The sequence below is a fragment of the Paenibacillus sp. E194 genome (assembly GCF_000935845.1).
Classification (GTDB): Bacteria; Bacillota; Bacilli; order Paenibacillales; family Paenibacillaceae; genus Paenibacillus_B; species Paenibacillus_B alvei_B.
This window is the reverse complement of sequence record NZ_JMDX01000072.1, coordinates 1-24,825: the sequence shown is the minus strand read 5'-3', so window position 1 is coordinate 24,825 and position 24,825 is coordinate 1. Positions and strand designations below refer to the sequence as shown.

At 48.8% G+C, this 24,825-nt stretch carries 22 protein-coding genes, 1 pseudogene, 1 riboswitch and 1 other annotated feature; of the genes and pseudogenes, 18 read left to right on the top strand and 5 right to left on the bottom strand.

Annotated features, from left to right (window positions below):
- Nucleotides 1–612: pseudogene (locus AZ66_RS12375) on the bottom strand (ZIP family metal transporter); the annotation flags it as partial.
- Between the two features lie 337 nt (nt 613–949).
- Nucleotides 950–1,063, top strand: a riboswitch (TPP riboswitch).
- Between the two features lie 196 nt (nt 1,064–1,259).
- Here AZ66_RS12375 and AZ66_RS33320 point away from each other — a divergent pair.
- The 7 genes from AZ66_RS33320 to AZ66_RS12345 all read left to right on the top strand — a co-directional run bounded on the left by AZ66_RS33320 (nt 1,260) and on the right by AZ66_RS12345 (nt 7,244).
- On the top strand, nt 1,260–1,382 hold the full coding sequence (locus AZ66_RS33320; RefSeq protein ID WP_269433077.1) for a hypothetical protein: 123 nt from the start codon (nt 1,260–1,262) through the stop codon (nt 1,380–1,382).
- 46 nt (nt 1,383–1,428) lie between these two features.
- The gene (locus AZ66_RS12370) at nt 1,429–2,487 is read left to right on the top strand and encodes an ABC transporter substrate-binding protein (RefSeq protein WP_044355139.1); all 1,059 of its coding nucleotides are present in this window, start codon (nt 1,429–1,431) and stop codon (nt 2,485–2,487) included.
- 127 nt (nt 2,488–2,614) lie between these two features.
- Nucleotides 2,615–2,908, top strand: a complete 294-nt coding sequence (locus AZ66_RS12365) for a thiamine-binding protein (RefSeq protein ID WP_044355138.1) — start codon at nt 2,615–2,617, stop codon at nt 2,906–2,908.
- A complete protein-coding gene (locus AZ66_RS12360) occupies nt 2,905–3,672 on the top strand; it encodes an ABC transporter permease (protein ID WP_044355136.1) in 768 nt (255 codons plus the stop codon). The genes AZ66_RS12365 and AZ66_RS12360 overlap by 4 nt, the downstream gene beginning before the upstream one ends.
- A gap of 16 nt (nt 3,673–3,688) precedes the next feature.
- A complete protein-coding gene (locus tag AZ66_RS12355) occupies nt 3,689–4,543 on the top strand; it encodes an ABC transporter ATP-binding protein (protein WP_052648492.1) in 855 nt (284 codons plus the stop codon).
- A gap of 266 nt (nt 4,544–4,809) precedes the next feature.
- The gene (locus tag AZ66_RS12350) at nt 4,810–6,348 is read left to right on the top strand and encodes an MDR family MFS transporter (RefSeq protein ID WP_044355135.1); all 1,539 of its coding nucleotides are present in this window, start codon (nt 4,810–4,812) and stop codon (nt 6,346–6,348) included.
- A gap of 95 nt (nt 6,349–6,443) precedes the next feature.
- Entirely contained in the window at nt 6,444–7,244 is an 801-nt protein-coding gene (locus AZ66_RS12345) for a TatD family hydrolase (RefSeq protein WP_044355134.1), read from the top strand.
- Nucleotides 7,245–7,471: 227 nt separating this feature from the next.
- Here the strand turns inward: AZ66_RS12345 and AZ66_RS12340 are convergent, their stop codons facing one another.
- A complete protein-coding gene (locus AZ66_RS12340) occupies nt 7,472–8,812 on the bottom strand; it encodes a Na+/H+ antiporter family protein (protein ID WP_044355133.1) in 1,341 nt (446 codons plus the stop codon).
- A 271-nt stretch (nt 8,813–9,083) separates the two neighbouring features.
- On the opposite strand from AZ66_RS12340, the gene AZ66_RS12335 reads away from it, so the two are divergent.
- The 5 genes from AZ66_RS12335 (at nt 9,084) to AZ66_RS12315 (ending at nt 15,020) form a co-directional block, all read left to right on the top strand.
- A complete protein-coding gene (locus AZ66_RS12335; protein ID WP_021258962.1) occupies nt 9,084–10,370 on the top strand; it encodes an MFS transporter in 1,287 nt (428 codons plus the stop codon).
- A gap of 153 nt (nt 10,371–10,523) precedes the next feature.
- Nucleotides 10,524–10,834, top strand: a binding site (T-box leader).
- A 91-nt stretch (nt 10,835–10,925) separates the two neighbouring features.
- Nucleotides 10,926–12,191, top strand: a complete 1,266-nt coding sequence (ilvA, locus tag AZ66_RS12330; protein WP_044355132.1) for a threonine ammonia-lyase IlvA — start codon at nt 10,926–10,928, stop codon at nt 12,189–12,191.
- Nucleotides 12,192–12,339: 148 nt separating this feature from the next.
- Nucleotides 12,340–14,013: a glutamine--tRNA ligase/YqeY domain fusion protein gene (locus tag AZ66_RS12325; protein WP_044355129.1), complete on the top strand. Its 1,674-nt coding sequence runs from the start codon at nt 12,340–12,342 to the stop codon at nt 14,011–14,013.
- 128 nt (nt 14,014–14,141) lie between these two features.
- Nucleotides 14,142–14,480 (top strand): DsrE family protein, encoded by a 339-nt coding sequence (locus AZ66_RS12320; RefSeq protein ID WP_021257232.1) that lies wholly within the window; start codon nt 14,142–14,144, stop codon nt 14,478–14,480.
- A 168-nt stretch (nt 14,481–14,648) separates the two neighbouring features.
- Complete coding sequence (locus AZ66_RS12315; RefSeq protein WP_052648491.1) at nt 14,649–15,020, top strand: cytochrome-c oxidase; 372 nt, start codon at nt 14,649–14,651, stop codon at nt 15,018–15,020.
- A 160-nt stretch (nt 15,021–15,180) separates the two neighbouring features.
- Here the strand turns inward: AZ66_RS12315 and AZ66_RS12310 are convergent, their stop codons facing one another.
- The 3 genes from AZ66_RS12310 to AZ66_RS12300 form a co-directional block, all read right to left on the bottom strand.
- Nucleotides 15,181–16,305: a Gfo/Idh/MocA family protein gene (locus AZ66_RS12310; RefSeq protein ID WP_044355128.1), complete on the bottom strand. Its 1,125-nt coding sequence runs from the start codon at nt 16,303–16,305 to the stop codon at nt 15,181–15,183.
- Between the two features lie 105 nt (nt 16,306–16,410).
- Nucleotides 16,411–17,256 carry a sugar phosphate isomerase/epimerase family protein gene (locus AZ66_RS12305; protein ID WP_044355127.1) on the bottom strand — a complete coding sequence of 282 codons (846 nt, stop codon included), beginning with the start codon at nt 17,254–17,256 and terminating at the stop codon, nt 16,411–16,413.
- A gap of 296 nt (nt 17,257–17,552) precedes the next feature.
- On the bottom strand, nt 17,553–18,428 hold the full coding sequence (locus tag AZ66_RS12300) for a C40 family peptidase (protein WP_044355126.1): 876 nt from the start codon (nt 18,426–18,428) through the stop codon (nt 17,553–17,555).
- 335 nt (nt 18,429–18,763) lie between these two features.
- Between AZ66_RS12300 and AZ66_RS12295 the strand changes: the two genes are divergently transcribed.
- From AZ66_RS12295 to AZ66_RS12275, 6 genes are all read left to right on the top strand, one after another.
- Nucleotides 18,764–19,162, top strand: coding sequence for an OsmC family protein (locus tag AZ66_RS12295; RefSeq protein ID WP_044355124.1), 399 nt, complete (start codon nt 18,764–18,766; stop codon nt 19,160–19,162).
- Nucleotides 19,163–19,486: 324 nt separating this feature from the next.
- Nucleotides 19,487–21,250, top strand: a complete 1,764-nt coding sequence (locus AZ66_RS12290; protein ID WP_231586846.1) for a sensor histidine kinase — start codon at nt 19,487–19,489, stop codon at nt 21,248–21,250.
- On the top strand, nt 21,240–21,449 hold the full coding sequence (locus tag AZ66_RS32585) for a sensor histidine kinase (RefSeq protein ID WP_231586845.1): 210 nt from the start codon (nt 21,240–21,242) through the stop codon (nt 21,447–21,449). Before AZ66_RS12290 ends, AZ66_RS32585 begins: the two co-directional genes overlap by 11 nt.
- Nucleotides 21,450–21,529: 80 nt before the next feature.
- The gene (locus AZ66_RS12285; RefSeq protein ID WP_044355123.1) at nt 21,530–23,101 is read left to right on the top strand and encodes a response regulator transcription factor; all 1,572 of its coding nucleotides are present in this window, start codon (nt 21,530–21,532) and stop codon (nt 23,099–23,101) included.
- 149 nt (nt 23,102–23,250) lie between these two features.
- Nucleotides 23,251–24,189, top strand: coding sequence for an ABC transporter permease (locus AZ66_RS12280; protein ID WP_021257224.1), 939 nt, complete (start codon nt 23,251–23,253; stop codon nt 24,187–24,189).
- Between the two features lie 11 nt (nt 24,190–24,200).
- Nucleotides 24,201–24,825, top strand: a 625-nt coding sequence (locus AZ66_RS12275; RefSeq protein ID WP_044355141.1) for a carbohydrate ABC transporter permease, incomplete at its 3' end; no start/stop codon positions are given.

Sequence of the window (24,825 nt, the reverse complement as noted above, 5' to 3'; positions counted from 1 at the left end):
CCCTGCTGCTAAAGGACAGCCCATATGGGAACCAGAATTGCTCACATAAGAGCTAAGTGTGTACCCGAGCATGCTGGTGACAATCTCAACGACGCCTGTTAAGGTAGCGATGCCAAGCGCTTTCCAGCGATTGATGTTCTGATTGACGAGGAATAAGGCGACGAGGAAGCCCTCTGGTGCATTCTGCAATCCAATAGAAAACGCGATTAACGGCCCAAGTGTATCATTACTGCTCGCATAACTGACGCCGACAGACAAGCCTTCCGGCAAATTATGAAGGGTGATGGCCGCAATGATAAGGAATGATTTCTGTTCGATATTGATGCGAATTCGTTGATTCGGATTCTCCAGATCCATATGAGGCAGGGAATGCTCCAGCCACAGCAGCACGAAGCAGCCAAGCAGCAGGCCGAATGCAATCACGAACACATTAGAGCTGGCAAGCGCTTCGGGAATAAGATTGAACATTGAGGCTGTTGTCATGATCCCTGCTGTATAGGCGAGAAGGATATCCCTCATACGGTGAGACATGCTCCTCATGAACAAGATCGGGATGGCCCCGATGCCTGTGGATAAGGCGGAAATGGTGCTGCCGATTAACGCTTCTGTCATACTACTCTTCATCCCCTTGCTCGAATCCGGTATTCGAATTGAATTGATATTTGGTGATCGTATCATACAGACATCCTCTACGCCAAGAAATCAATGAGGTAATTATTTTGAGTTAAAATGGAAGATTGTCCCTTGTTTCACATGGAACTTTTTTCGACAGGAATCTAGTAAATATGAGCAATCTGCTGTCATAAAGCATGCGAATAACGCAATTGATGGGAAATATAAGCATTGCCCCAATGATCAGCGGACACTTTGCAATTTCTGTTTGTCACTGGACTTTCTGATGGATGAGGACTATAATTACCCGTGTAATATGGTAGCTTCGATAACTGCATATGCACGCTAGGGGTGCTGGAATTTGGCCGGCTGAGATTGTATCCCATTAAGATACCGACCCTTACACCTGATCTGGGTAATGCCAGCGTAGGAAAGACGTTGAACCGCGTCATTATTGTTATAATTAGGTTGCTTGCTTATTCGTCATGGTCTGCATGAATGTGCGCTGCTTCGGGTAGAATGGACATAATTGCTGTACGGATGAACGAATGCCGGATGACCTCATTGACGTGATTCATCGTATGATGCACATTCGCATATACGCGTAGAACGGCACACAAAGCGTCCCAGAGGGGGCGCTTTTTTTTGTGGATCTGAATCGTGTTGCAGGACGGCGGGACGGGAACTTGCTCATCCATACATATACGATCGAGCGGATCGTCCAACTGGTGAATGCGGCAGGCGTTATCGAAGCACTTTCTAATTCATGATCGGCTCTCCACTAGTGAGGGAAGGAAGAGAAGGGGGATTCATCATATGCACCGGACACGCTTTACACGAGGGTTGATGCTGGCGCTCGTTATCATGATGACATTTGCGCTCGCTGCTTGCGGCGGCAAGGGGCAAGAAGCAGGACAAGGAAGCCAGACAGAGGGGAACACGGCACAGGAGCAAGGAACGGATAAAGTGAAGGAGAAGCGCGATGTTAAGATTGTGCTTGATTGGACGCCAAATACGAATCATACCGGCTTGTATGTAGCTAAGGAGAAGGGCTACTATGAGGAAGAAGGTCTGAATGTCGAGATATTGCAGCCGAGCACAGGCGCATCAGACGCGATGATCGCATCGGGAGAAGCGCAATTCGGTGTTAGTGTTCAGGAAAGTATTACGATGGCTCGACAACAAGATGTTCCGATCGTGTCGATTGGTGCGATCATTCAGCATAATACATCAGGCTTTGCTGCGCCGAAGGACAAGAACATCAGGTCACCTAAGGACTTTGAAGGCAGAACGTATGGCGGCTGGGGATCTCCGGTTGAGGAGATGATTATCCGCACGATTATGGCAAAGGACGGCGGCGACTACAGCAAGCTGAAGAGCGTCAACATGGGCAATGCCGATTACTTTACAGCTGTGAAGAAAGATATTGATTTCGCGTGGATCTTCTACGCTTGGACAGGTATCGAAGCAGAGCTTCGCGGTGAGCCGATTGATATGCTGTACGTCAATCAATATGCGAAGGAACTCGACTACTATACGCCGGTTCTATCGACAAGCGAGAAGCTGATCAAAGAAGATCCTGAATTGATTAAGGCATTCATGCGTGCTACGTCCAAGGGCTATCAATATGCGATCGACAATCCAGAAGATGCAGCCAACCTGCTGCTTAAAGCTGTGCCGGATTTGAACAAAGATCTGGTTATCGCAAGCCAGAAATGGCTGAGTCCGAAGTATAAGGACGATGCACCTCGCTGGGGCGAGCAAAAGCGTGACGTATGGGCAAATTACATGAATTGGCTCGTGGAGAACAAATTAATGGATAAGAGCATTGATGTAGACAAGGCGTTTACGAATGACTTCTTGCCAGCTTCATAAGCCTGCACGGTTATAGGAATGGGCAATGGGCGCATATGCGCCCTTTTGCTGTATTTCGTTACAGGATAAGATAATCGTTACCAAGTGATCGTTATATAAGGGATTGAGAAAGAGGAGGAGAAGCAAGATGGCGAACAGTTTAGTGAGCATTCAAATCGTTCCGAAGACGAAAAATGGGGAAGACGTAATTCCCTATGTAGATCGTGCAATCGAGATCATTCAAGCATCGGGTGTGAAATATCAGGTAAATCCGCTGGAGACAACGATGGAAGGCGAACTTAGTGAACTCTTCCGTATTATTGAGGATATGAATAAGGCCATGATTGAGATGGGGAGCATCAATGTGTTGTCGCAAGTGAAGATTGTGTATAAGCCCTCCGGCATTACAATGGATGAATTGACAGTGAAGTATCGGCCATGAGTGGACGTCGAATCGCGAAGATCGGTCCTCCGATCATTGCATTTATTCTATTCCTCGCCATATGGCAGGCAGGAGTAATGGTATCAGGCATTGAGAAATGGATGCTGCCCAGTCCGCTCGATATTGCACAAGAGGCCATAAGCAATGGGGGCGGTCTGCTTATGCACACATGGGCTTCTGTTCAGTTAACGCTTATTGGCTTCTGTGTAGGCACAGCTGTGGGCCTGCTTCTGGCTTGTGCGCTTCATCCGATGCCGTGGCTGAAGCGGGCGATCTATCCGCTTGTCATAGTCAGTCAGAATATCCCGACGATTGCACTGCTGCCGCTGCTCATGATCTGGTTCGGTTTCGGTCTCATGCCGAAGATTGTCACCATTACGCTGGTATGCTTCTTCCCTGTATGCGTGGCTACCCTAGATGGTCTTGCCCAGACAGACCGCACAATGATGAATTATATGCGTATGGCGGGCGCGAGCCGGTCGCAGCTGTTCTGGAAGCTGGAGCTGCCCCATGCACTTCCATCTGTCTTCTCAGGATTAAAAATAGCAGGGACGTATAGCGTGATGAGTGCGATTATTTCCGAGTGGCTCGGGACGGACAAAGGGATCGGCTACTACATGGTACTGCAAAAAGCAGCCTATCGTACGGATCGCATGTTCGTGGCAATCGCAGTTGTCATTCTATTGAGCTTGGCCATGTTCGGCCTCGTATGTGCATTGGAACGGCTGCTCATTCATTGGCGCCGTGACAATAAGCAGGGGTGAAGGGGGTGCGTTAAAAATGATCGCAACAAACGAACAACAGCCAGCTGCCCAGCGAGATGCTGATCATGTGCATCAGCATAAGGCAGTACAGAAGCAGGTCGCTCTTGAACTGCGTGATGTCAGCATGTCATTCGACGGTCGAGCTGGACGACTTCATGTACTCGATCATGTGTCCATTACGGTGCAGGCAGGAGAGTTCGTCTCGATTATTGGTCCATCCGGATCGGGGAAGAGCACACTGTTCCATCTCATTGGCGGTCTGCTTCGTCCATCAGAAGGGGATATTCTTGTCCATGGGCAGAACGTGGTCGGTCAGACAGGCCATATCAGCTATATGCCGCAGCAGCCCGCGCTGTTCCCGTGGAGAACGGTGGAGGACAATGTTATCCTCGCTCCAGAAATTGCAGGCAAGCCGAAGAAGGAAGCGCGGGAGGAAGCGCGCCGCTGGCTAAGCAATGTTGGATTGACGGGGTATGAACGCTCGTATCCGCATGAGCTGTCCGGTGGGATGCAGCAGCGCGTCGCCTTCCTCCGCGCAATGATGAGTCCCCATGAGTTGATGCTGCTTGATGAGCCGTTCAGTGCGCTGGACGCGTTAACACGCAGTGATATGCAGAGATGGCTCATTGACCTGTGGGAACGCAATCGCCGCTCGGTGCTGTTCATTACACACAGCATTGAGGAAGCGCTGCTGCTGTCAGATACGATATATGTACTATCCAACCGCCCAGCTCAAGTGTTGGAGCGAGTTGCTGTTCCATTTGCGCGGCCGCGAACGGAAGCGCTGGCTTCTGAGGCCGAGTTCGTACGCATGAAGCGCGAACTATCCGATCTGCTGCGCAGTGTACAATCTTCGTCTCCTATACGCTGAAGTGTGAAGCTGTCTCTTAATAAGAGGCAGCTTTTTTTGGAGAGAATATAGAGATGAGATGCAGCCCTTTTTAGTCCCTAATTGTCTATCCATCTCAAATCTTATATATGTATCCTGCCCGCTGCCTGGAATGACCCGCTGTTCATTTTTTGGTGGAAAAAGTTAGAGGCAAGGATTATAATTAAATCTCGTTAGACATGGATAGCCGCATGTCTGTACATCGCTGTATAGAGATGACGGTGTGTCCTGAGGAGGAATGAATTCGAATGATTACGAAAGAAAGCAATCTGCGGATGGTCGTTGCCGGTCTGCTGCTCGGTATCTTGATGGCAGCTATGGACAATACGATTGTTGCAACGGCGATGCCAACGATTGTAGGCGAGATGGGCGGCTTCAATTTGTACGTGTGGGTGACGTCAGCCTACATGGTAGCCACAATGGCAGGGATGCCGATTTTCGGAAAGCTGTCCGACATGTATGGCCGCAAGCGGTTCTATGTGTTTGGTTTGCTCGTCTTCTTGATCGGCAGTGCGCTGTGCGGAACAGCGGACAGCATGATTCAGCTTGCAATTTACCGCGCGATTCAAGGGATTGGCGGTGGTGCCGTCATGCCGATCGCGTTTACGATTATTTTCGATGTGTTCCCGCCTGAGAAGCGGGGCAAGATGACGGGGCTATTTGGTGCGGTGTTCGGAATATCGAGTGTGGCGGGCCCTCTGCTTGGCGCATACATTACCGAATATATCGGTTGGGAGTGGGTATTCTACATCAACTTGCCGCTTGGTCTTATCTCCTTATGGTTCATTATGCAGTTCTACAAGGAGAAGACTACGACCAAGAAGCAGCGCATTGACTGGGGCGGAGCAGTTACGCTCGTCGTCGCAATCGTCAGCTTTATGTTCGCGCTTGAGCTTGGAGGCAAAGAGTACGCTTGGGATTCAACAGTTATTATCAGCCTATTTGCGATATTCCTTGTGTTCTTGATCGCCTTCTTGATCATTGAGACACGGGTACAGGAACCGATTATTTCGTTCAATCTGTTCAAGCGCCGCTTGTTTGCGGCAAGCCAGGGTGTCGGCTTCTTCTACGGGGTGTCGTTCGTGATTGCTACCGTATATATCCCGCTGTTTGTCCAATGGGTATACGGAGGCTCGGCAACAGACAGTGGTCTCGTCTTGACACCGATGATGATCGGTTCCGTTGTGACGAGTTCGATTGCAGGTATTATGGTTGCGAAGCGCAGCTACCGCAGTTTGATGATCGTATCCGGTATTTTCTTCATCGGCGGTATGTTCGCGCTTAGTACGATTTCGACAGATACACCTCGTACGTTGTTGACGTTGTATATGGTCTTAACGGGACTTGGTGTAGGCTTCTCCTTCTCTTTGCTCAGCATGTCCTCTATGCACGGCATGGAGTTTCATCAGCGGGGAGCAGCGAACTCGACCGCTTCCTTCTCGCGCTCGCTTGGGATGACGATAGGTATCACCTTGTTCGGTACGATCCAGTCGCATATGTTCCAAGGGCGTTTACAGGAGGTAATGCCTGCGGGCGGTGCAGCGATGGATTTGAAACCCGAGACACTAATGAGCGGGCAGATGGGCGATCTTCCGCCTGAAGTGGCCCGGGGTCTGACAACGGCTCTCGCGGACTCGATTGCAAGCACCTTCCAATGGGCGCTCATCCCAGTAGCGTGTGCGCTTGTATGTATTGCGCTTATGGGGAATGCTCAGATGATTCGAGGGGATCAGGGTCGTGGCGGCAATTCAAATGAGGCAAGTGAATTAAGAGTCGGAGAAATGTAAAGAAAGCAAGGCCGTAGCCTATGAAGTGAATCGCCGCAGGACGCTCGTCTAAGACGTGATGCCTGCGGCGTTTTTTGAAATGGGGGTTGAACACGATGAGTGAATATGATGTGCATGTTGTGGATGCACATATCCATATTGATGGGTATAAGCAAGCATCAGTCGCAGAACTGGAAGCGTCACTAAACCATCCTTGCTTGGATTATGTGGTTGCGGTGTCTATGAATCTTGCCTCTTGCCGCCATACCGAGCAATGGGCGACGCGTTTTCCCGGCAAGGTACTCCCTGCATATGGATTCCATCCTGAGCAAGCTCTCCCAACTGCTGATGAGCAGGAAGGTCTGCTGGCTTGGCTTGAGCTGCATAAGGAGAACATGGTTGCTATTGGTGAGGTTGGTTTGCCGTATTATATGCGGGAGGAGTCGCAGAAGCGCGGTGACTCATTTGACCGCTTGCCCTATATAGAGCTGCTTGAATTATTCGTGCAGCGGGCTGCTGCATGGGATTTGCCAATTGTGCTTCACGCCGTGTACGATGACGCTCGGATTGTCGTTGATTTACTTGAACGATATAGTGTGCGGCGCGCGCATTTCCACTGGTTCAAGGGAGATGAGAAGACGGTAGCCCGCATGGCTAACAACGGTTATTTCATCTCATTTACGCCAGACATTCATTATGAGGATGAGATCCGCACGTTGGCTAGACAGTATCCTGTGGAGCAAGTGATGACGGAAACGGATGGGCCATGGCCATTCGAAGGGTCATATACAGGCCGGCATACGATGCCCATAATGGCACGAGATGTTGCCATCGAGTGGGCGGCTCTGCGAGGTATGGATATCATGGAAGCAACGAAGCTGCTGCGTGCGAATGCGCGGCGCTGTTACGGGGTATAAAGGTAGAGAGAATACCTGTTGATGCAGGAAGCATGCCGCTTGGGCTGTATTAGTAAAGGATAGATGGTCGTAAATAGGATATTCGCTTATTATGCAGATGGAATATTTACGTACATAACAGGGATTGTCCATACGATCCACTGCTCGGACGCAGCATAGACAATCCCTTACTTATATGAGGTGGTGTGCACGATGGAGCAGTCTGCTGCATGATGCTGGACAGTCCATTACAAGACCATTGCAGCAATGAAGCCTGCGATTAGCAGCGGCACATTGTAATGGAGGAAGGTTGGCACGCAGGTATCCCAGATATGATCGTGCTGCCCATCCGCGTTCAAGCCAGCCGTAGGGCCAAGCGTACTGTCCGAGGCAGGTGATCCAGCATCACCCAGTGCACCTGCTGTTCCGATAAGGGCAACAGTGGCTAGCGGGCTGAAACCTAGTCCGATGCACAGCGGCACGAATACAGTGGCGATAATCGGAATGGTGGAGAACGAGGAACCGATGCCAAGTGTAACAAGCAGACCGATTGCAAGCATTAGCAGCGCGGCTATTGCCCGATTGTCGCCAACTGCCTCCACAGAAGCCCGCACAAGTGTCTCAATATGTCCCGTATCTCGCAGTACAGCGCCGAAGCCAGAGGCTGACATCATGACGAAGCCAATATAGGCCATCGACCGCATGCCGTCTGTTAGGATACGATCTGCTCTGCTCCACGGAATGACACGTGATAGGATGAGGATTGCCAATCCGGCGGCCGCCCCATAAATCATAGATCCCGTGCTGAGTTGCACCGTCAGCATCGCCGCGATAGCAGCGAGTCCTGACCAAGCTGCCCACTTGTTTGTCTCTCCGTCTTCACCTGGAATGGGAGAAGATCCAGACTGCGTTGCTCCTTCTATTGTTGTGTATTGACGCGGCTTGCGATAAGAGATTGCAAGCGATACAATAAGTCCGATCACCATCCCGATAGCCGGAATCAGCATAGCTCGTGGGAGCAGTGATGCATCGACTGCAAGACCATTCTTGGTTATATTGCCTGCTACGGTGTCGTGGAAGATTGCCCCGAATCCAACAGGCAGAAGCATGTATGGTGTAATAAGACCGAATGTAAGCGCGCATGCAACGGCTCTCCGATCGATGTGCAGTGAATTGAACAGCACGAGCAGCGGTGGAATGAGCACGGGAATGAAGGCAATATGCACGGGAACGGCATTTTGCGACATGCAGGCAATGAGTGCAATGGCGGCCAATACGAGATACCGTGCAGCGGCACGAGGAGTCTTTGTGCTGTCCTTTCCCTGTACTAAGCTTACTGCGCCGGACACCAGCTTGTCCGGCAATCCTGTTTCCGTCAAGCCAGCGGCGAATGCCCCAAGCAGTGCGTAGCTTAGAGCGATTCCTGCATTGTCTTTCAGTCCTTCTCCGAAGACATCGAGTACGCGAGACATGCTAAGCCCTCCAGCTAGCCCGCCTACAACAGTAGCTGTCAGCATCGCAAGTACGACATGTACGCGAAGCATACTTAATCCGAATAATATTGCCAATGATAGTAGTACTGCATTCATCGTCTGATGCCACCTTTATTTCAACTTTACGTTTGCGTTATTGTGATAACTAATTAAAACATTACCACTTTACCATGGCAACGTACAAACATTTCCTGTAAAGCCAACCTCTTTGTATCTTTTACGCACCATGTGTCCTTTACAAAAATTACTAATAATATCCGTCTACGAACTGATGTGAACCTTGCCTGATTGCTGTACACTAATAAAGTTCATGTCAAATTAGAGATAAATGAACTGCTATTTGTTATATGTGGAGGGAGAGTTGTCTATGACTCATGTACAATCTGGAAATACACAGGCGGACGAGAGAAAGTCTGTCTTTAGTTTGTTCCGCAATCGCTTTGTGCAAGCGATTATGGTTGCGGGTCTATTTATGCAAATTGGGGTATGGGTACGTAACTTTGCCGTCCTTTTGTTTGTCATGGAAATGACGAATGGAGATTCGTTCGCCGTCTCAATGGTATCCGTAGCTGAGTTTGCGCCTATATTTATTTTCTCCTTTATTGGAGGAACATTTGCAGACCGGTGGCGTCCGAAGCGGACGATGATATGGTGTGACTTCTTAAGTGCATTGTCTGTGTTCGCCGTGATGTGGACGATCGTCTTAGGAGATTGGCATGCTGTTTTCTTCACGACCTTTATTTCGGCTATTTTGTCTCAATTCTCGCAGCCTTCATCCATGAAGCTGTTCAAGCAGCACGTACCAGAGGAGATGCTGCAGGCTGGCATGTCGATATTCCAGACGATGGTGGCCTTGTTCATGGTGCTTGGTCCAGCAATCGGCACAGCCATCTTCCAACATTATGGGATTCAAGTGTCGCTTGTGATTACAGGTATTGCGTTTATTCTGTCAGCAGGAGCACTGCTGTTCCTTCCTGCTGATCATGCAGAGGACAAAGAGAAGCAGAAGCAAACGAATGTGATGCAGGAACTGGCGGCAGGCTTCCGCTATGTCATGAAGAGTCGCCTATTGAAGCCGCTTGGCGGTTGTTTTGCTTTTGCTGGATTGGCAATTGGACTGATTCAACCGATGGGTGCTTTCCTTGTAACTGAACGGCTTGGGTTGCCGAAGGAGAATCTTAGTTACTTGGTGATGGTTAACGGCGGTGCAATGCTTATTGGCGGTGCGCTAGCCATGGGCATTTCGAAGAAGCTGCTTCCGCAGCACATGCTGGCTGTCGGGATGCTGATGAGCAGCGGAGGCATGCTGATGGCAGGCCTCTCTACGCAGTTGTGGCTGACGCTGGTTGCTCAGTTCATCAGTGGATTGTTCTTGCCTTGCATTCAAATCGGGATCAACACGATGATTTTGCAAAATACTGAAGGTGATTTCATCGGTCGCGTTAATGGTATTCTTAGCCCGATGTTCACGGGTGCCATGGTACTGACGATGTCATTGTCAGGAGGTATTAAGCAGATTACTTCTATTGTATTTATATATGAGGTAGCGACCGTGCTCTTCATATTGGGTATTCTCGTGATGCTTCCAATCTTGATTGCGCGCAAGCCAACACCGAATGATTCACTTCAACAGACGACAGGTACGGAAGGCTAATGCTTTCTCCCGTAAGAGAGATGCTGATCCTATTTGTCCGTAACAGACAAACACGAATCCTGCTCGAATAGAATATAGGAACAACTGCGGCGGCCCATTGACATTGGGTACGCCGCGTGTTCATAATATAGGGATAATAGTTGCAAGACAGGTCAACAATTGATGACGAGAACGAGTACGCTATGAAGCAGTCTGAAGAGAGTCGACGGGTGGTGCGAGTCGATGGCTGACATGGCGGAATATCCTCTCCGAGATTCCCTGCTGAATGCGAACTGTGCGCCTCCTATGCTTTGGGGTTGCGGGGCACAGAAGTCTGAGTAAGCAAGGACGGCAGTTCCACCGTTACCCGGATTCGCGATGAATACGCGGCCAAGCGCTGCAGCAGAGCAGGTCGATTTCCGAAGAGGAAGCGATGTTCAGCTGTAGAACAAGGGTGGTACCACGAGCTCAAACTCGTCCCTTCTTAGGGATGAGTTTTTTCTATTTGTAGAGGTTGTACTTTCATTATCACTGTGTACAAATGACGTATATTCGATCGAAAGCGAGGAACCGACAATGGAAACGACCCAAGCAGCACCTGCAGTTACTATGGAACATATCGTTCGTGCACATCACGTGCTCAAAGAAGTCATCGTTCGGACACCGCTCCAGCGTGACCCCATATTGTCCGCGAAGTATGATTGCAACGTGTATTTAAAGCGCGAGGATTTGCAGATTGTCCGCTCATTCAAGATTCGTGGCGCCTATAACATGATTCGCCACCTGACGGCGGAGGAGCTTGAGCGCGGTATCGTCTGTGCAAGCGCAGGCAACCATGCGCAGGGAGTCGCCTATTCCTGCCAAGCACTGCAAATTCAAGGCACGATCGTAATGCCGAGCACGACGCCAAGCCAGAAGGTAACGCAGGTGAAGCGTTTCGGTGGTTCATACGTCAATGTCGTGCTGACTGGGGATACGTATGACGATGCGTACGAGGCAGCCATGAACATCTGTGAGGAGAAGGGCAGTACGTTTATCCATCCGTTCGATGATCCTTATATCGTGGCGGGCAACGGAACTGTAGGCATGGAGATTATGGAGTCGCTGGAAGGTGCGGCAGACTATGTGTTCGTAACGATTGGCGGTGGCGGCTTGGCAGCAGGGGTAAGCACCTATGTGAAGACCGTTAGTCCAATAACTCGCATCATCGGTGTGGAGCCAGAGGGAGCAGCGTCGATGACTGCGGCATTGGAACGCAAGGAAGTGCTTACGCTGGATACGATCGATAAGTTCGTCGATGGCGCTGCGGTCAAGCGGGTTGGACAACTGCCTTATGAAATATGCTCGAATCTGCTGGATGATGTGATTCAGGTGCCGGAAGGCAAGGCATGTACGACAATTCTTCAGTTGTACAACGAGAATGCGATTGTAGTTGAACCCGCGGGTTCCCTGCCGATTGCAGCTTTGGATTTGTATCGGGATCAGATTCGCGGCAAAAATATCGTATGTGTCATTAGCGGCGGTAACAACGATATCGATCGCATGCAGGAAATTAAAGAACGTTCTCTCATTTATGAAGGCCTGAAATACTACTTCACGGTGAACTTCCCGCAGCGGGCAGGAGCCCTCCGTGAGTTCTTGCAGGAAGTGCTCGGCCCGAACGATGATATTACGCGCTTCGAGTATAATAAGAAGCATAACAAGGACAATGGGTCTGCACTTGTCGGCATTGAGCTGAAGTATAAGGAAGATTATGAGCCGCTCATCGAGCGGATGAACAAAAGGGGCATCCAATACATTGAGGTGAACAAAGACAAGACGCTGTTCGATCTTCTGGTGTAGTCGGATAGTACTTGGATGATAGAAGTGTTCGAGGGTTCAAGTTTGCACTCGCAGTACGGTGGGAGTGGACAATCGGTGTTGAACTCGCTGGACGATACGGGTATATTTATTAACAAAGTGTGTTAGGGCAAAGAAAGGTTGATGACTGGTGGACAATCCGAATCCAAATCATAGCTCCAACTTTATACGCAACATCATTGTTGATGACTTGAAGGAAGGCCGCGTGAACGATATCGTTACACGCTTTCCGCCTGAGCCGAACGGCTACTTGCATATCGGACATGCGAAGTCGATATGCTTGAACTTCGAGCTGGCGCGTGAGTTCAAAGGCCGTGCGCATCTGCGCTTCGATGATACGAATCCGCTGAAGGAAGATACTGAATACGTCGAGTCCATTAAGAAAGATGTGGAGTGGCTCGGCTTTAAGTGGGACGGACTCTTTTTCGCGTCTGACTACTTCGAAGAGATGTACAATCGTGCAGTATTGCTGATTAAGAAGGGGCTTGCGTACGTAGACGATCTGTCTGCGGATCAAATCCGCGAGACACGCGGTACGCTCACAGAGCCTGGACAGAACAGCCCGTATCGGGAGCGTTCGGTAGAAGAGAATCTCGATCTGTTCGCTCGTATGCGGGGTGGAGAGTTCGGCAACGGCGAGAAGGTGCTTCGTGCCAAGATCGACATGTCGTCACCGAACATTAACTTGCGTGACCCGGTTATTTACCGTATCGCACACGCTACCCATCATAATACAGGCGATGCTTGGTGCATCTATCCGATGTATGCATTCGCACATCCGATTGAGGACGCAATTGAAGGCGTAACGCACTCGATCTGTACGGTTGAGTTCGAGGATCAACGTCCGTTGTATGACTGGGTCGTCGAGCAAAGCGAAATGGAGAAGACGCCGCATCAGTATGAATTCGGGCGCTTGAACTTGACGAATACCGTGATGAGTAAACGCAAGCTGAAGCTGCTCGTAGACGAGAATGTTGTGGATGGTTGGGACGATCCGCGCATGCCGACTGTATCCGGTCTTCGCCGCCGTGGATTTACACCAGAGTCGATCCGCACGTTCTGTCGCGAGATCGGAGTAACGAAGTCGAGCGGTGTTATTGATTTTAAATATTTGGAGCACTTCCTGCGTGAAGACTTGAAGCTGAAGGCGCCACGGACAATGGGTGTATTGAAGCCGCTTAAGGTCGTCATTACGAACTATCCAGAAGGACAAGTAGAATGGCTGGATGCGGAAGTGAATCCGGAGAATCCGGAAATGGGCGTTCGTCAAATCCCATTCTCTCGTGAGATTTACATCGAGCAAGATGACTTCATGGAGAATCCGCCGAACAAGTACTTCCGTCTGTTCCCAGGCAATGAAGTGCGCTTGAAGCACGCGTACTTCATCAAATGCAACGACTTCGTGAAGGATGAGAACGGCAACGTAGTAGAGATCCATTGTACGTACGATCCTGAGACGAAGAGCGGAAGCGGGTTTACCGGCCGCAAGGTGAAAGGAACCCTTCACTGGGTGGATGCTACACATGCAGTTCCGGCTGAGTTCCGATTGTACGAGCCGCTCATTCTTGATGAGCAAGAGGAAGAGGACGAGTCCGCATCCTTCTTGGAGCGCATTAACCCGAACTCCCTCGTGGTGGAGCAAGGCTTCATCGAGCCGAATATGAAGGATGTGGAGCCGCATGACAAGTTCCAATTCTTCCGTCACGGGTACTTCAATGTGGATCCGAAAAGCTCAGAACCAGGCAAGCCTGTGTTCAACTTGACGGTATCCTTGAAGAGCTCGTTCGCATTACCGAAGCAGTAAGAAATAACGGGAGTGACCTTGTGTCCCCTATAGCGCAGCATCTTGACGCGATAGACACCTGCTGCTGTGCTGTATGATCGATAGTGAACAGTGCATCTAGCAGGCGTGAAGATGAAGGAGGTCTTTCGATGAAAGGCAAAGTCGTATTACTAACATCAGATACAATTGGTGCTGCTGAGAATGGCCTTGGAGCAACGATTCTGGAGACATTCCTGACACTTGTGAAGCAGCAGGAACAGCTTCCAGCCGCAGTGTTCTGCATGAATCGTGGGGTGCTCGCGTTGACTTCTCAATCGCTCGCATCCTTGCAGCTTGCTGAGCTGGAGAAGCTCGGTGTGCCAGTGCTTGCTTGCAAGACATGTGCTGATCATTATGGAATTGCAGACAAGCTGGCAGCAGGGCAAATCTCTGGCATGGGTACGTTCGTCGAACTAGCAGCCAGTCATGAAGTGCTGACTATTGGATAGCCGCTAGGCTTTTGTTGCATAGCAACAGCTCATTGATGGAGCTGCCCACAAGACCGGATTCTCTGCGGAGAGTCTGGTCTTTTCCTTTTATGTAAGAGGGGTGTGGAATAATAGATTTCCCTCATTCATACGAATGATCACGAGATCATGTAAAGGATGGGGATGAGGATGTCAATCGGAGCGCGATTTATTAAGGTGGCTGCTTTTTATTTCGTTATCGGCGTACTTGCAGGACTAATTGCAGGCGCAACGAAGCAATTTCAATATGTGTCACTTCACGCGCATATCGGCTTGCTGGGATGGGTATCGCTCGCCATCAGCGGACTTGTATACGTGAAATTCCCGAAGGCGGGCGATAGTTCGCTGGGCAACGTGCATTTCTGGCTGCACAACATCGGACTTCCAATTTTCCTTGTTGGATTAGCATTAGCGGTTAATGAGGTAGCAGCTGCGACGGCCTTGTTGATCGGGGGCGGAGTGATTTCAGTACTGGCGGCTTTGGTATTTGCCCTTAATGTATGGAGTAATGTGAAGTCATAAGCTGCTTGTACGTGAGAGATGATGCGTGAGATGATGTCGGAGTCCTAAGAGGGAATGAAGTAGCATCTTCATCATGTAAACGGAATGACAGGAAAGGCAGGATCAGCGCAACCGATCCTGCCTTTCGCCATTTATGCAAACTATTGTCCGATCTCTATTCCTATAGACGAACTGCGGTAGATACTGATTCAGCGATAATCTCATCGGCAGTGACTTCGCGTCCTAGCGCACTGGACATATAAATGCCTTGGCTGATCAGCATCGTATTCAATGCCAGCTCTGCGGTAGGAAGCAGGGGGACGATCCCGTTCAGCGCTGCAACCCAATGACCTTGGGATGAATCATAAGCCCATTCATTCGGATTAAGAAGGTGTCTGCGACGATTCATCGCTTGGACGTCCACTGTTGCATTGAGGTCCATATCTGACACAGTATGATGGAAGCTGAACGGATGCTGTCCTTGGCTAGTTTGGTATGGCATGCGAAGTCCACCCTTGGAGCCCACTATGCTGCTTCCTTCGAAGCCATCCAAGTAGATTGCCCACGCCTCGATGATATCAAGCGTTAAGCCTCCCTCGAATTTTACGAGGCCGAGACCAAGCTCTTCAACGTCGAATTTGCTAGTTTCCCGGCGTTCCTGGAGCATCTCCATCTCTTGATAGGTCTGTCCGCTAATCCGTGTAACCCGAGGCATGCCAAGCAAGTAAAGCAGCTGAGAGATATGGTATACGCCCATATCGTATAGGGCGCCGCCAGAAGCGATGGATTTCTGTGTGAAGGACGGAGTGCCATAGCCGTCAACATAAGGGCGTCCGCGACGGCGGAAGCCCGTTGAACGAGCGTGGTACAGCTTGCCTAGCTGCCCATCCTCAATTAGCGTCTTTGCGGCCTTCGTCTCCGCGTTATATAAGGTAGCCAACTGGATATGCAGCATGCGTCCGGTTGCCTTAGCAGCTTCAAGCATGGCTGCACCGTCATAATAAGAACCGGCAATCGGCTTCTCGCAATATACATGCTTGCCTGCTTCCAATGCTGCTATAGTGATTGGCGCATGGAAGTTGTTGTGCAGGCATACATCAACAGCCTCGATATCATCACGCTTCAGCAGCTCGCGGAAGTCCGTATATACATGTGGGACTTGATACTGCTCAGCTACTTTCCGCGCTTCTGCTTCATTCACGTCGCACACAGCAACGATTTCTGCACCGCCGACGCGGGCGTATTCATCCAGGTGATGCTTGCCGATTTGTCCGACGCCAATGATGGCAATACGTCTTGATTCCATCGTTCTCCCCCTTGGTACTCTGTTCTAAGCAGCTAGGCTGCATCTGCATGCGGGAGCGCTGTTGCGGGGGTGCAGCGTAACAGGAATTACACGGAGCTCTCCCTGTTAGGCGGGCAATGAAGCCAGATGACCCTTCAACTTCCCGATAGCCTCTTCCATAGCAGTCAGCTGTTCATGTGGCGCATTGTATTCAATTGCCCAATACCCGTCATAACCAGCGTTCTTCAATGCTGCCAATCGTTCCTTGGCATGCGGTGATTCAATCAAGCGATAATCAACATGGGTATGTCGTACCCATGGTGCTGTCTGCAGGTCGCCTTCCGCGGCATAAGCGTCTAGTGTGTCAGATGACGTCATGCGAAGCGAGGAGGAATCTCCCGTAGGCTTCCATCGCCCAAGATGAAGCAGAATTCCGTAGTTCGGGTGATTTACTGCTTCAGATATGCGGACTAGCGTGTCAGGTTGCAGCGCACAGCCGGTATGATTCTCAGGCCCAACCCAGTACCCTCCCTCAGCAGCACGCTGTGCGTACTCACGGTATCGCATCGCGATGTATTCAAATGCTTCATCGCTGAGCATATCATCACCATGGAGAACAGCATCAAGACGTACGGACTGTGCCCCCATGATTTCGGCTGCACGCAGATGGGCAAGTGCATTCTGATGCAGTGCCTCGCGTATTTCCGGATCGGGATCCCAGATGTGAGCTCGATCAACCGCAATATTCACGAGAGCCATCTCACGCTTCACAAGAGCGTCTCGAATTCGCTGCAGCATATCATCATCCGCTACCTGCCATAGCGGGCGTGTAGTATCTGCAAAAAAGGCATTCCAGAAATCAATGGCCTGCAATTGGTACCGTTTATGGACGGTTTCAATATAAGCGAAAATATCCATCTTACCCTCAACTCGCAAATTATTGAATGAAAATCCGCCAATAGATAGTTTCATGCTGTTCCTCCTTATGCGAAAGGTAATAAGCTTGCTTTCGTATCCTGGGAATATTGAACTTGAAACTCGGTATTTCATCTGTGAGAAGGTATGGGAAGTGAGTTTGATTCGAGAGTAGCAGATTATGTAAGCGCGGACAATGTGCTAAATTTGCCATAATGACACCGTTTTCATATTAAATGAATACTTGAACGCTCTGTACCTTCAGAATACGGACGATTGCACATATTGAGATTGGCAGCGAGAAAATAAAAAGCCCGCAAAAGCTGCGGGCTGAATAATGTCTCGTAGGATGACTATAGAACGCGCTTGGCACCGACATACGTGCGTTTGGACCATGAAGATGACATGCTGGTCACGACAACTTGGTATGCACTGCCTGAGGAAGCATTCAAGTATTGGTTATTGCCGATATAGACACCAACGTGAGAGATTGTGCTGCCATTGTTCGCGAAGAATACGAGATCGCCAGGTATTGGATTGCTTACGCGATATCCGACATTAAACATCTCTCGGGATGTTCTTGGAAGCGATACGCCGTTCTTACGGAATATATATTGAATATATCCAGAACAGTCGAAGCCGCTAGGCGTTGATCCACCCCATACATACGGTACGCCGAGGTAACTGCGTCCGGTGTTGATGATGCGGGAAGCTGCGCTTTGTACAGAAGCGGTCGTGACAGCCTTCTTTTGCGGAACGCGATCGACGCGAGGAATACTCTTCAAATAATCGGGTGTCCACTCAAAATCCAAATCAAAAGCGTTCATCAAAAAACGAAACGGAATATATGTATTATCTCTGTATGTCCAAGGCTTGCCACCCACGTCGATCGTCTCGCCATTCACATCGGCAGAAGCGCTATCTGTTCGGAAACGGACAGTCGTCGTACCATTCGAGAATTCAATGTTGTTCACGCTGGAGTTGACAGCGGACCAAGACAGGGAGTAACCCATTTGCTCCGCAAAGGCGCGGACGGGGACATACATATTTTGATTTTCATCAATAATGGGAACAATATCGGTAAATTGTAAGGCATTACCGTTGACGTGGATTGTGGCTTGCTTAGGCGCGTCGGCAGCAAAAGCCTTCGTACCTATTGTGCTATCTGCAAACAGCAAGCATCCGATGACTGCGCTTGCTGCAAGAGCAGTCCGTATGGCGGTTTTCACTACATCTCCTCCTCAGCTGTTAAAATTGTAAATTGATTACTAAAAAATCGACAAAACCAGACTAACATAATTTTAAAAAAGCTGGCAATAGTCTGGAAGTATTAAAAATGACAAAACTGTAACTAAACTGTAACCAAAGTGTTAACCCTTATACTGCAAGGGATTTGAGGAATTTGAACTGAATACGAATTGTGAAAAAATAATAATGGAAATGTAAGTAGATGTTATTTCTGTTGCAATTTATTCGAAATTCGACTGGAAACAGGCGCAGCAAACTCAAGCCTGGCGCGGGGAGCGCTGTAATAGTGAAATAGAGCAGAGGAGAGGTGACAGTCTTGCAAGTCCATGTAAAGGAAATGAAACCACATGAATGGATAGGTAGTTGCGGCAAAGATCAAATCATGATCAGGCAACAGGCAGATTCGTCCGGATCTGCTTCTTCAAATAGGTCCTTCGACCTATGGATGATGAGCTTAGCATTCGCGGTTGCGGAGTCGATTCGCAGTTATGCAACGGAGAAAGCATGGGATTTACAGTCCCTTCAAGTCGATGCGGTGGATGAAGTGAGTGATCAGGGCAAGCTCCTGTACGTTACATTTCTCATAACAGCAGCTGGACTTCAGAAGGAAGAACGCGACGAAGTATTCAGTGCAGTGCGGACTACTTGTACACTGCTAAGACTGGTGAACAAAGATATTGAAATGTATTTTGCTGATCGGCTTGCGAACGAATGAATGAAGCCGCAATAAAACCCAGCAGTCTCTAAAGGATGCTGGGTTTCTTCATACACCCTCAATCGGAATATATTAACAATTCTAAAAGATATCGTTTGTGTCGTATATATGTAATCATAGAGGTAGGACGAAGATCCATCTCATGCAACAATAGATTCACACTTTGAGTTATGTTCAATATATTGATTATGATATTATAAAGCTTGAAGACACGCAGCTGAATAGGGTGATCATCCTTAGCTGTGAATGTGAAGTACAGGAAAAAGAAAGCGGTACCGAACCGCTACCGTGCTCGTGTGCCGACAAGGGATGGGGGTATAGGCCTTGTTGAAACCGTTTCACCAGATGTATCAGAAGCACTTTAAGAAGAAATTATTCAATAAATTAATTGCGATATATTCACTCATTGCAGTTGCTTCCTTAGTGACGGTATCTGTGTTTGCCTATGAGTTCTTTGCGCGTAAGGATGTCAGCAACGCACTCATGGAGCAGCAGCGCACGGTAGATACCATTAACCGATACATTGATCAGAAGAATGATTTAGCCCAGGCGATCGTCCAGCAGGTGTATCAGGATAATCTGCTCATCCAGGATACCGTCTACTTGCTGAATGAGGGATATGAACAATATATCCGCTATCGCTTGGATGCCTACAGCTCGAGCAACATGTTCTATGTGCGCAAGATGCAGGAATTCTTCATGCTCCAGTTCTGGAAGGATCCCGATTTGCAAAATATTAATCTCATCAGCCCTACGAAGCAGTTCGCTTATATGTATACAAGTGATGGAGTGAAGGGCGGGCTCTATGACTGGAGCCAAGATCCGCAGATGAATACGCAGTGGAAGATGAATCGCTATGGTGAACGCGTCTCTTCTTATACGAATCAGAGTAAAAAGGAAGAAACTTCAGCCGATATACAAGATATACCGTTACTGCGCCACTCGGATCGCTTGGTTGATATGCTTGACCCAGATGGATCCAAGCGATTAGAGAAGCAGGCTCAGGCTCCTATTCCTACGAAGACCAATGTGATTAAGTCAGAGTCGGAGAAGCTGCCGCTTATCAGCTTCACGAATCGAGTGAGCAGTCCAGAATCCTTGCTGACGGCAGGACACATTACGATTGATTTCAATGCGAACGGAATTGGGCGCCAGATCGGATATTCCCTTCGAGGTGAGCAATGGATTGTACTGGATCAGAAGGGTGAGATCATTTATCCGGCTTCCCAATCACAGGGGACGTCGACATGGGCCGATGTTGAGGAACTGTCCAAGCTCGAGCGCAATAAGCCGCAGTCGATTCAGGTAGATGGAAAGTCCTCCTATGTAACGGTCTCTCAGACGAATAAGCTGGGACTGTATGTCGTAGGCGCATTGCCGGAGGCAGCCATTACCGATCATTTGTCTGGACTGAAGAATACGATTGGCATTGTGACGATACTCTGTATATTTGCCGTTCTGATGGTGACCTATTTGTCGGTACTCCATTTATCCCGCCGTACGCAGACGATTGTGATGGCGATGAAGAAAGTGCAGGAAGGAAATTTGAACGCAAGGTTGCCCGTTACGCGTGAAGATGAGCTCGGTCTCATCGCGGGTAGTTTCAATCAGATGTGTGAGGATTTGAAGCAGTACATTAATAAGGTGTATAAGTCCGAATTGAAGCAGAAACACGCGGAGCTGATAGCGCTGCAGGCGCAAATTAAGCCGCACTTCCTATATAACACGTTAGAGGTTATCCGGATGCGGGCAGTATCCAAGGGCGCTCATGATGTCGGGGAAATGATCTACAGCTTGGCAGCGATGTTCCGTCATATGGTCAAGGACAAGACGATCATTACCGTGAACGAAGAGATTGAGAACTGCCGCCGATACTTGGAGCTGACCCGAATACGATATCGAGACAAGCTGCAATTCACCATTCATATGGATGAGCGGCTTGGCGGCTATAATACGATGAAGCTGTCGGTTCAGCCACTCATCGAGAATTATCTCGTACATGGCATTGTCTTGGATCGGAAGGATAATCATATCCGCATTGAGGTTACGCAGCACCAGGGAGATCTGGATCATTCGGGTGAGCGATAATGGCAAGGGGATTGAACCAGAACGGCTGCAGGAGATTCAGAATGATCTGGAGCAGCCGCAAATCCAGGATCACGGTTCGCTTGGTCTGAAGAATGTGCAGGAGCGCCTCCGCATTCTGTATGGGAATGAATATGGATTGACGATAGACAGTACCTTGCATGTAGGTACGACGGCAACCGTTCGGGTGCCGCTGCAATAATAGCGTGGTGAACACTTCTAGTACCACTTCGTAATGGAAAGCAGACAAACTTTCGTGTGACTAGGGTTGGGGGGATATAGATGTACGATGTATTCTTAGTCGATGATGAGCCGTTTATTATTGAAGGGTTGCAATCTATATTAGAGTGGAATGATTACGGACTCCGTATTGTTGGGCAAGCGGAGAATGGAGAGGCCGCCTGGGACATTCTGAAAGATCACCCTGTCGATTTGGTGGTGACAGATATTATGATGCCGAAGATGACTGGCTTGCAGTTGATTGAGAAGGTGAAGCAGGCGCATCCGCATACACGTTTTATTATTTTGAGCGGGTACAATGAATTCGTCTACGTGAAGGAAGGCATTAAGCACGGGGTTGAGAACTACTTGTTGAAGCCAATCAACATTGATGAATTCCGCTCTACGCTGGAGAATACAGTTCAGAAGCTGGATCAATCCCGCATGCATCATATGGTGGAGCTGCACAATCGGGACATCCTGCGCGACAACGTGCTGTTCCGCTGGCTGCGTGACCGCATTCATATGGAGGAGCTGCAGCAGCGTGCGGATCTGTTGGATATTCATTTCGTGCATCCTTATTATATGGTCGTTCTTGTTCGTCCTGAGGTTCGGAAGGACAATGAGATGGACTATATGAAGCAAGATGAGGTTGCTTCTCAGGCGAAGCATCTGATGGATGAGAAGTTCGGTGGATTTTGTGTGCGCGAGTGGGACGGAGAAACGGCGATTGTTCTTGGCTTATATAATCGCGAGGACAAGCAGGAAGCGATAGAGAAGCTGGTGCAATGGAAGGCAGAGACGGAGCGGAATCTGCAATCGGTGCTGGAAGTCACTGTCGGCAGCGTGCAGGAAGGGTATGCCAAAGCCTCTGTCAGCTTCGATCATGCGAAGCAGGTGCAGCCATACCATCTCGTTCGAGTAGATGACAGTATTATAGATTGTGATGAAATTGAGAGTTATCGATCCTCGCGTCCTTCTTCGGTACAGCCAGAGACGGAACCTTACGTGAAGCTGCTCTATGCACGAAATAAGGAAGGGCTGCGCGAACAGCTTGAAACAGATTTCGAGCGTTTGTCGGATACGGACGGTGTCACGCCGCGCGACATGCGGAACTTCGCTGTAGAGCTGCTCATCGCATGGAAACAGTCTGTGAAGGGGTCAGCGGTGCTGCAATTGAATGATGAACGCGATTGGTTCGATGACGTGTATCATATTCAGACGCTTGATGCCTTGAAGGATCATGTTCTGCAAGTGGCGGCACATGTGATTGAATTGATGAGTGAACCGGAGGATATGAGTCCTGTCGTCAGACAGGTGCTGCATGATATCCAAGAACGCTATGCGGAAGAACTGTCACTTAAGACACTCAGCCAAGTGTATAATATTAACCCTGTATATCTGGGGCAGTTATTCCAGAAGGAAGTCCAGTCGACGTTCTCTGATTTTTTGAATAAGACACGGATTAACAAGGCGAAGGAAATGCTGACAGGAACAAATTATCGGATGACGGATATTGCAGCCAAGGTTGGATATTGGGATAAAAGCTACTTCTACAAGCAGTTCAAAAAGTATGTTGGCATTTCTCCAAAAGAGTATCGAGAGATCCATAGTGCAGCGAATGAATTGGCATAATAACCAGCATTGGAAAGGGTATCCACAGCAAAGTGACGCTGTGTAAGCCCTTTCTTTATTTTGTACACCAAATCTAAAGTTTATTGACTATTGGAAGCGCATCAGTTGAGTTACCCTATAAGTACAACATAGCAACGGGGGATGATGGGATGCAATTCATCAAAAATGCCTTTCGGAGCTTAAACCGCAATCGAATCTTTCTGCTAATGGTTCTTCCGGGAGCCTTGTGGTTTTTGTTCTTCTCCTACCTGCCGATGTTCGGAACTGTGATCGCTTTCAAGGACTATCGTTTCAGCCGAGACGGCTTCCTTGCCAGCTTGCAGCAAAGCGAATGGGTAGGTTTTAAAAATTTTGAATACCTTTTCAAAACGAATGATGCTTATGTCATCACAAGAAACACGATACTATACAACGTAGTTTTCATCGTTATCGGTCTTGTATGTGCCGTAGCAATGGCAATCATCTTGAGCGAAATTGTGAATAAACGGTTGGCAAAATTGTATCAAACCGGGATGTTCCTGCCTCACTTCTTGTCTTGGGTTATCGTCGGTTACTTTACATTCAGCTTCTTGAGTGTAGATAAAGGGGTAATGAACCAATTCCTGGCTTGGATGGGCAAAGACCCTGTATCATGGTACTCCGATACGACGTATTGGCCTTACATTCTCGTCTTCCTGAATATTTGGAAGGGCGTCGGTTACTCCAGTGTCGTATACTTGGCAGCCATTGTTGGTATCGACAAGACGTATTATGAAGCAGCGATGATTGACGGCGCGAACAAGTGGCAGCAAATTCGCCACATTACGCTTCCAGCGATTACACCGCTCATTACGATTTTAACGCTTCTCGCCGTGGGACGTATCTTCTATGCAGACTTCGGTTTGTTCTATCAAATTCCGCGTGACTCCGGTCCATTGTATGCGGTAACGAACGTAATCGATACCTACGTATATCGCGGTTTGAAGGCGACAGGGGAAATTTCAATGAGTACGGCAGCTGGCTTGTATCAATCATTAGTCGGATTCATTCTTGTCATGACCTCGAACTGGATCGTTCGAAAATTCAACAAAGACAATGCGTTGTTCTAGGCTAGGGGGGAATGACTTTGCGTAAGACTAAACATCGCGACGTTCATGAGTTGTCCAGAGGTACTAACATTTTATTCAATATTATCGCCGGTGGATTCGCTCTCTTGTGTGTATACCCATTCCTTTTCGTTATCGTCATCTCGTTAACGGATGAAGAATCATTGGCCCGTAAGGGATACACACTGTTTCCTGAAAAATGGAGCTTCTCGGCTTATGAGTACATTTTCAAAGCTGGGGATCAGTTGCTCAATTCTTACGGTATTACGATATTTATTACGTTAATTGGTACGTTGATTAGCTTGGTGGTTATCAGCTTGTATGCTTATGCGATATCTCGCAAAAACTTTGAGTACCGGGGATTCTTCTCCTTCATCGCATTCTTTACGATGCTATTCAACGGTGGTCTCGTACCAACGTACATGGTTATTACACAAGTGTTGGGGTTGAAGGATTCGATCTGGGCGCTTATCTTGCCGCTCATCATGAACGCGTTCTACGTACTCATCATGCGTACTTTCTATAATACGACGGTACCAGACGCGATTATCGAATCTGCAAAAATTGATGGTGCTGGTGAATTGCGGGCATTCATTACGATTGTACTTCCAATCTCATTACCGGGGATTGCCACAATCG

What these genes read in the sequence shown, in the direction of transcription:
- AZ66_RS12365 (WP_044355138.1), top strand. Translation starts at nt 2,615, where the DNA reads ATGGCGAACAGTTTAGTGAGCATTCAAATCGTTCCGAAGACGAAAAAT.
- AZ66_RS12320 (WP_021257232.1), top strand. Translation starts at nt 14,142, where the DNA reads ATGAAAGGCAAAGTCGTATTACTAACATCAGATACAATTGGTGCTGCT.
- AZ66_RS12345 (WP_044355134.1), top strand. Translation starts at nt 6,444, where the DNA reads ATGAGTGAATATGATGTGCATGTTGTGGATGCACATATCCATATTGAT.
- AZ66_RS12310 (WP_044355128.1), bottom strand. Translation starts at nt 16,305, where the DNA reads ATGGAATCAAGACGTATTGCCATCATTGGCGTCGGACAAATCGGCAAG.
- AZ66_RS12335 (WP_021258962.1), top strand. Translation starts at nt 9,084, where the DNA reads ATGACTCATGTACAATCTGGAAATACACAGGCGGACGAGAGAAAGTCT.
- AZ66_RS12315 (WP_052648491.1), top strand. Translation starts at nt 14,649, where the DNA reads ATGTCAATCGGAGCGCGATTTATTAAGGTGGCTGCTTTTTATTTCGTT.
- AZ66_RS12305 (WP_044355127.1), bottom strand. Translation starts at nt 17,256, where the DNA reads ATGAAACTATCTATTGGCGGATTTTCATTCAATAATTTGCGAGTTGAG.
- AZ66_RS12350 (WP_044355135.1), top strand. Translation starts at nt 4,810, where the DNA reads ATGATTACGAAAGAAAGCAATCTGCGGATGGTCGTTGCCGGTCTGCTG.
- AZ66_RS12360 (WP_044355136.1), top strand. Translation starts at nt 2,905, where the DNA reads ATGAGTGGACGTCGAATCGCGAAGATCGGTCCTCCGATCATTGCATTT.
- AZ66_RS12280 (WP_021257224.1), top strand. Translation starts at nt 23,251, where the DNA reads ATGCAATTCATCAAAAATGCCTTTCGGAGCTTAAACCGCAATCGAATC.
- ilvA (WP_044355132.1), top strand. Translation starts at nt 10,926, where the DNA reads ATGGAAACGACCCAAGCAGCACCTGCAGTTACTATGGAACATATCGTT.
- AZ66_RS12355 (WP_052648492.1), top strand. Translation starts at nt 3,689, where the DNA reads ATGATCGCAACAAACGAACAACAGCCAGCTGCCCAGCGAGATGCTGAT.
- AZ66_RS12340 (WP_044355133.1), bottom strand. Translation starts at nt 8,812, where the DNA reads ATGAATGCAGTACTACTATCATTGGCAATATTATTCGGATTAAGTATG.
- AZ66_RS12285 (WP_044355123.1), top strand. Translation starts at nt 21,530, where the DNA reads ATGTACGATGTATTCTTAGTCGATGATGAGCCGTTTATTATTGAAGGG.
- AZ66_RS12370 (WP_044355139.1), top strand. Translation starts at nt 1,429, where the DNA reads ATGCACCGGACACGCTTTACACGAGGGTTGATGCTGGCGCTCGTTATC.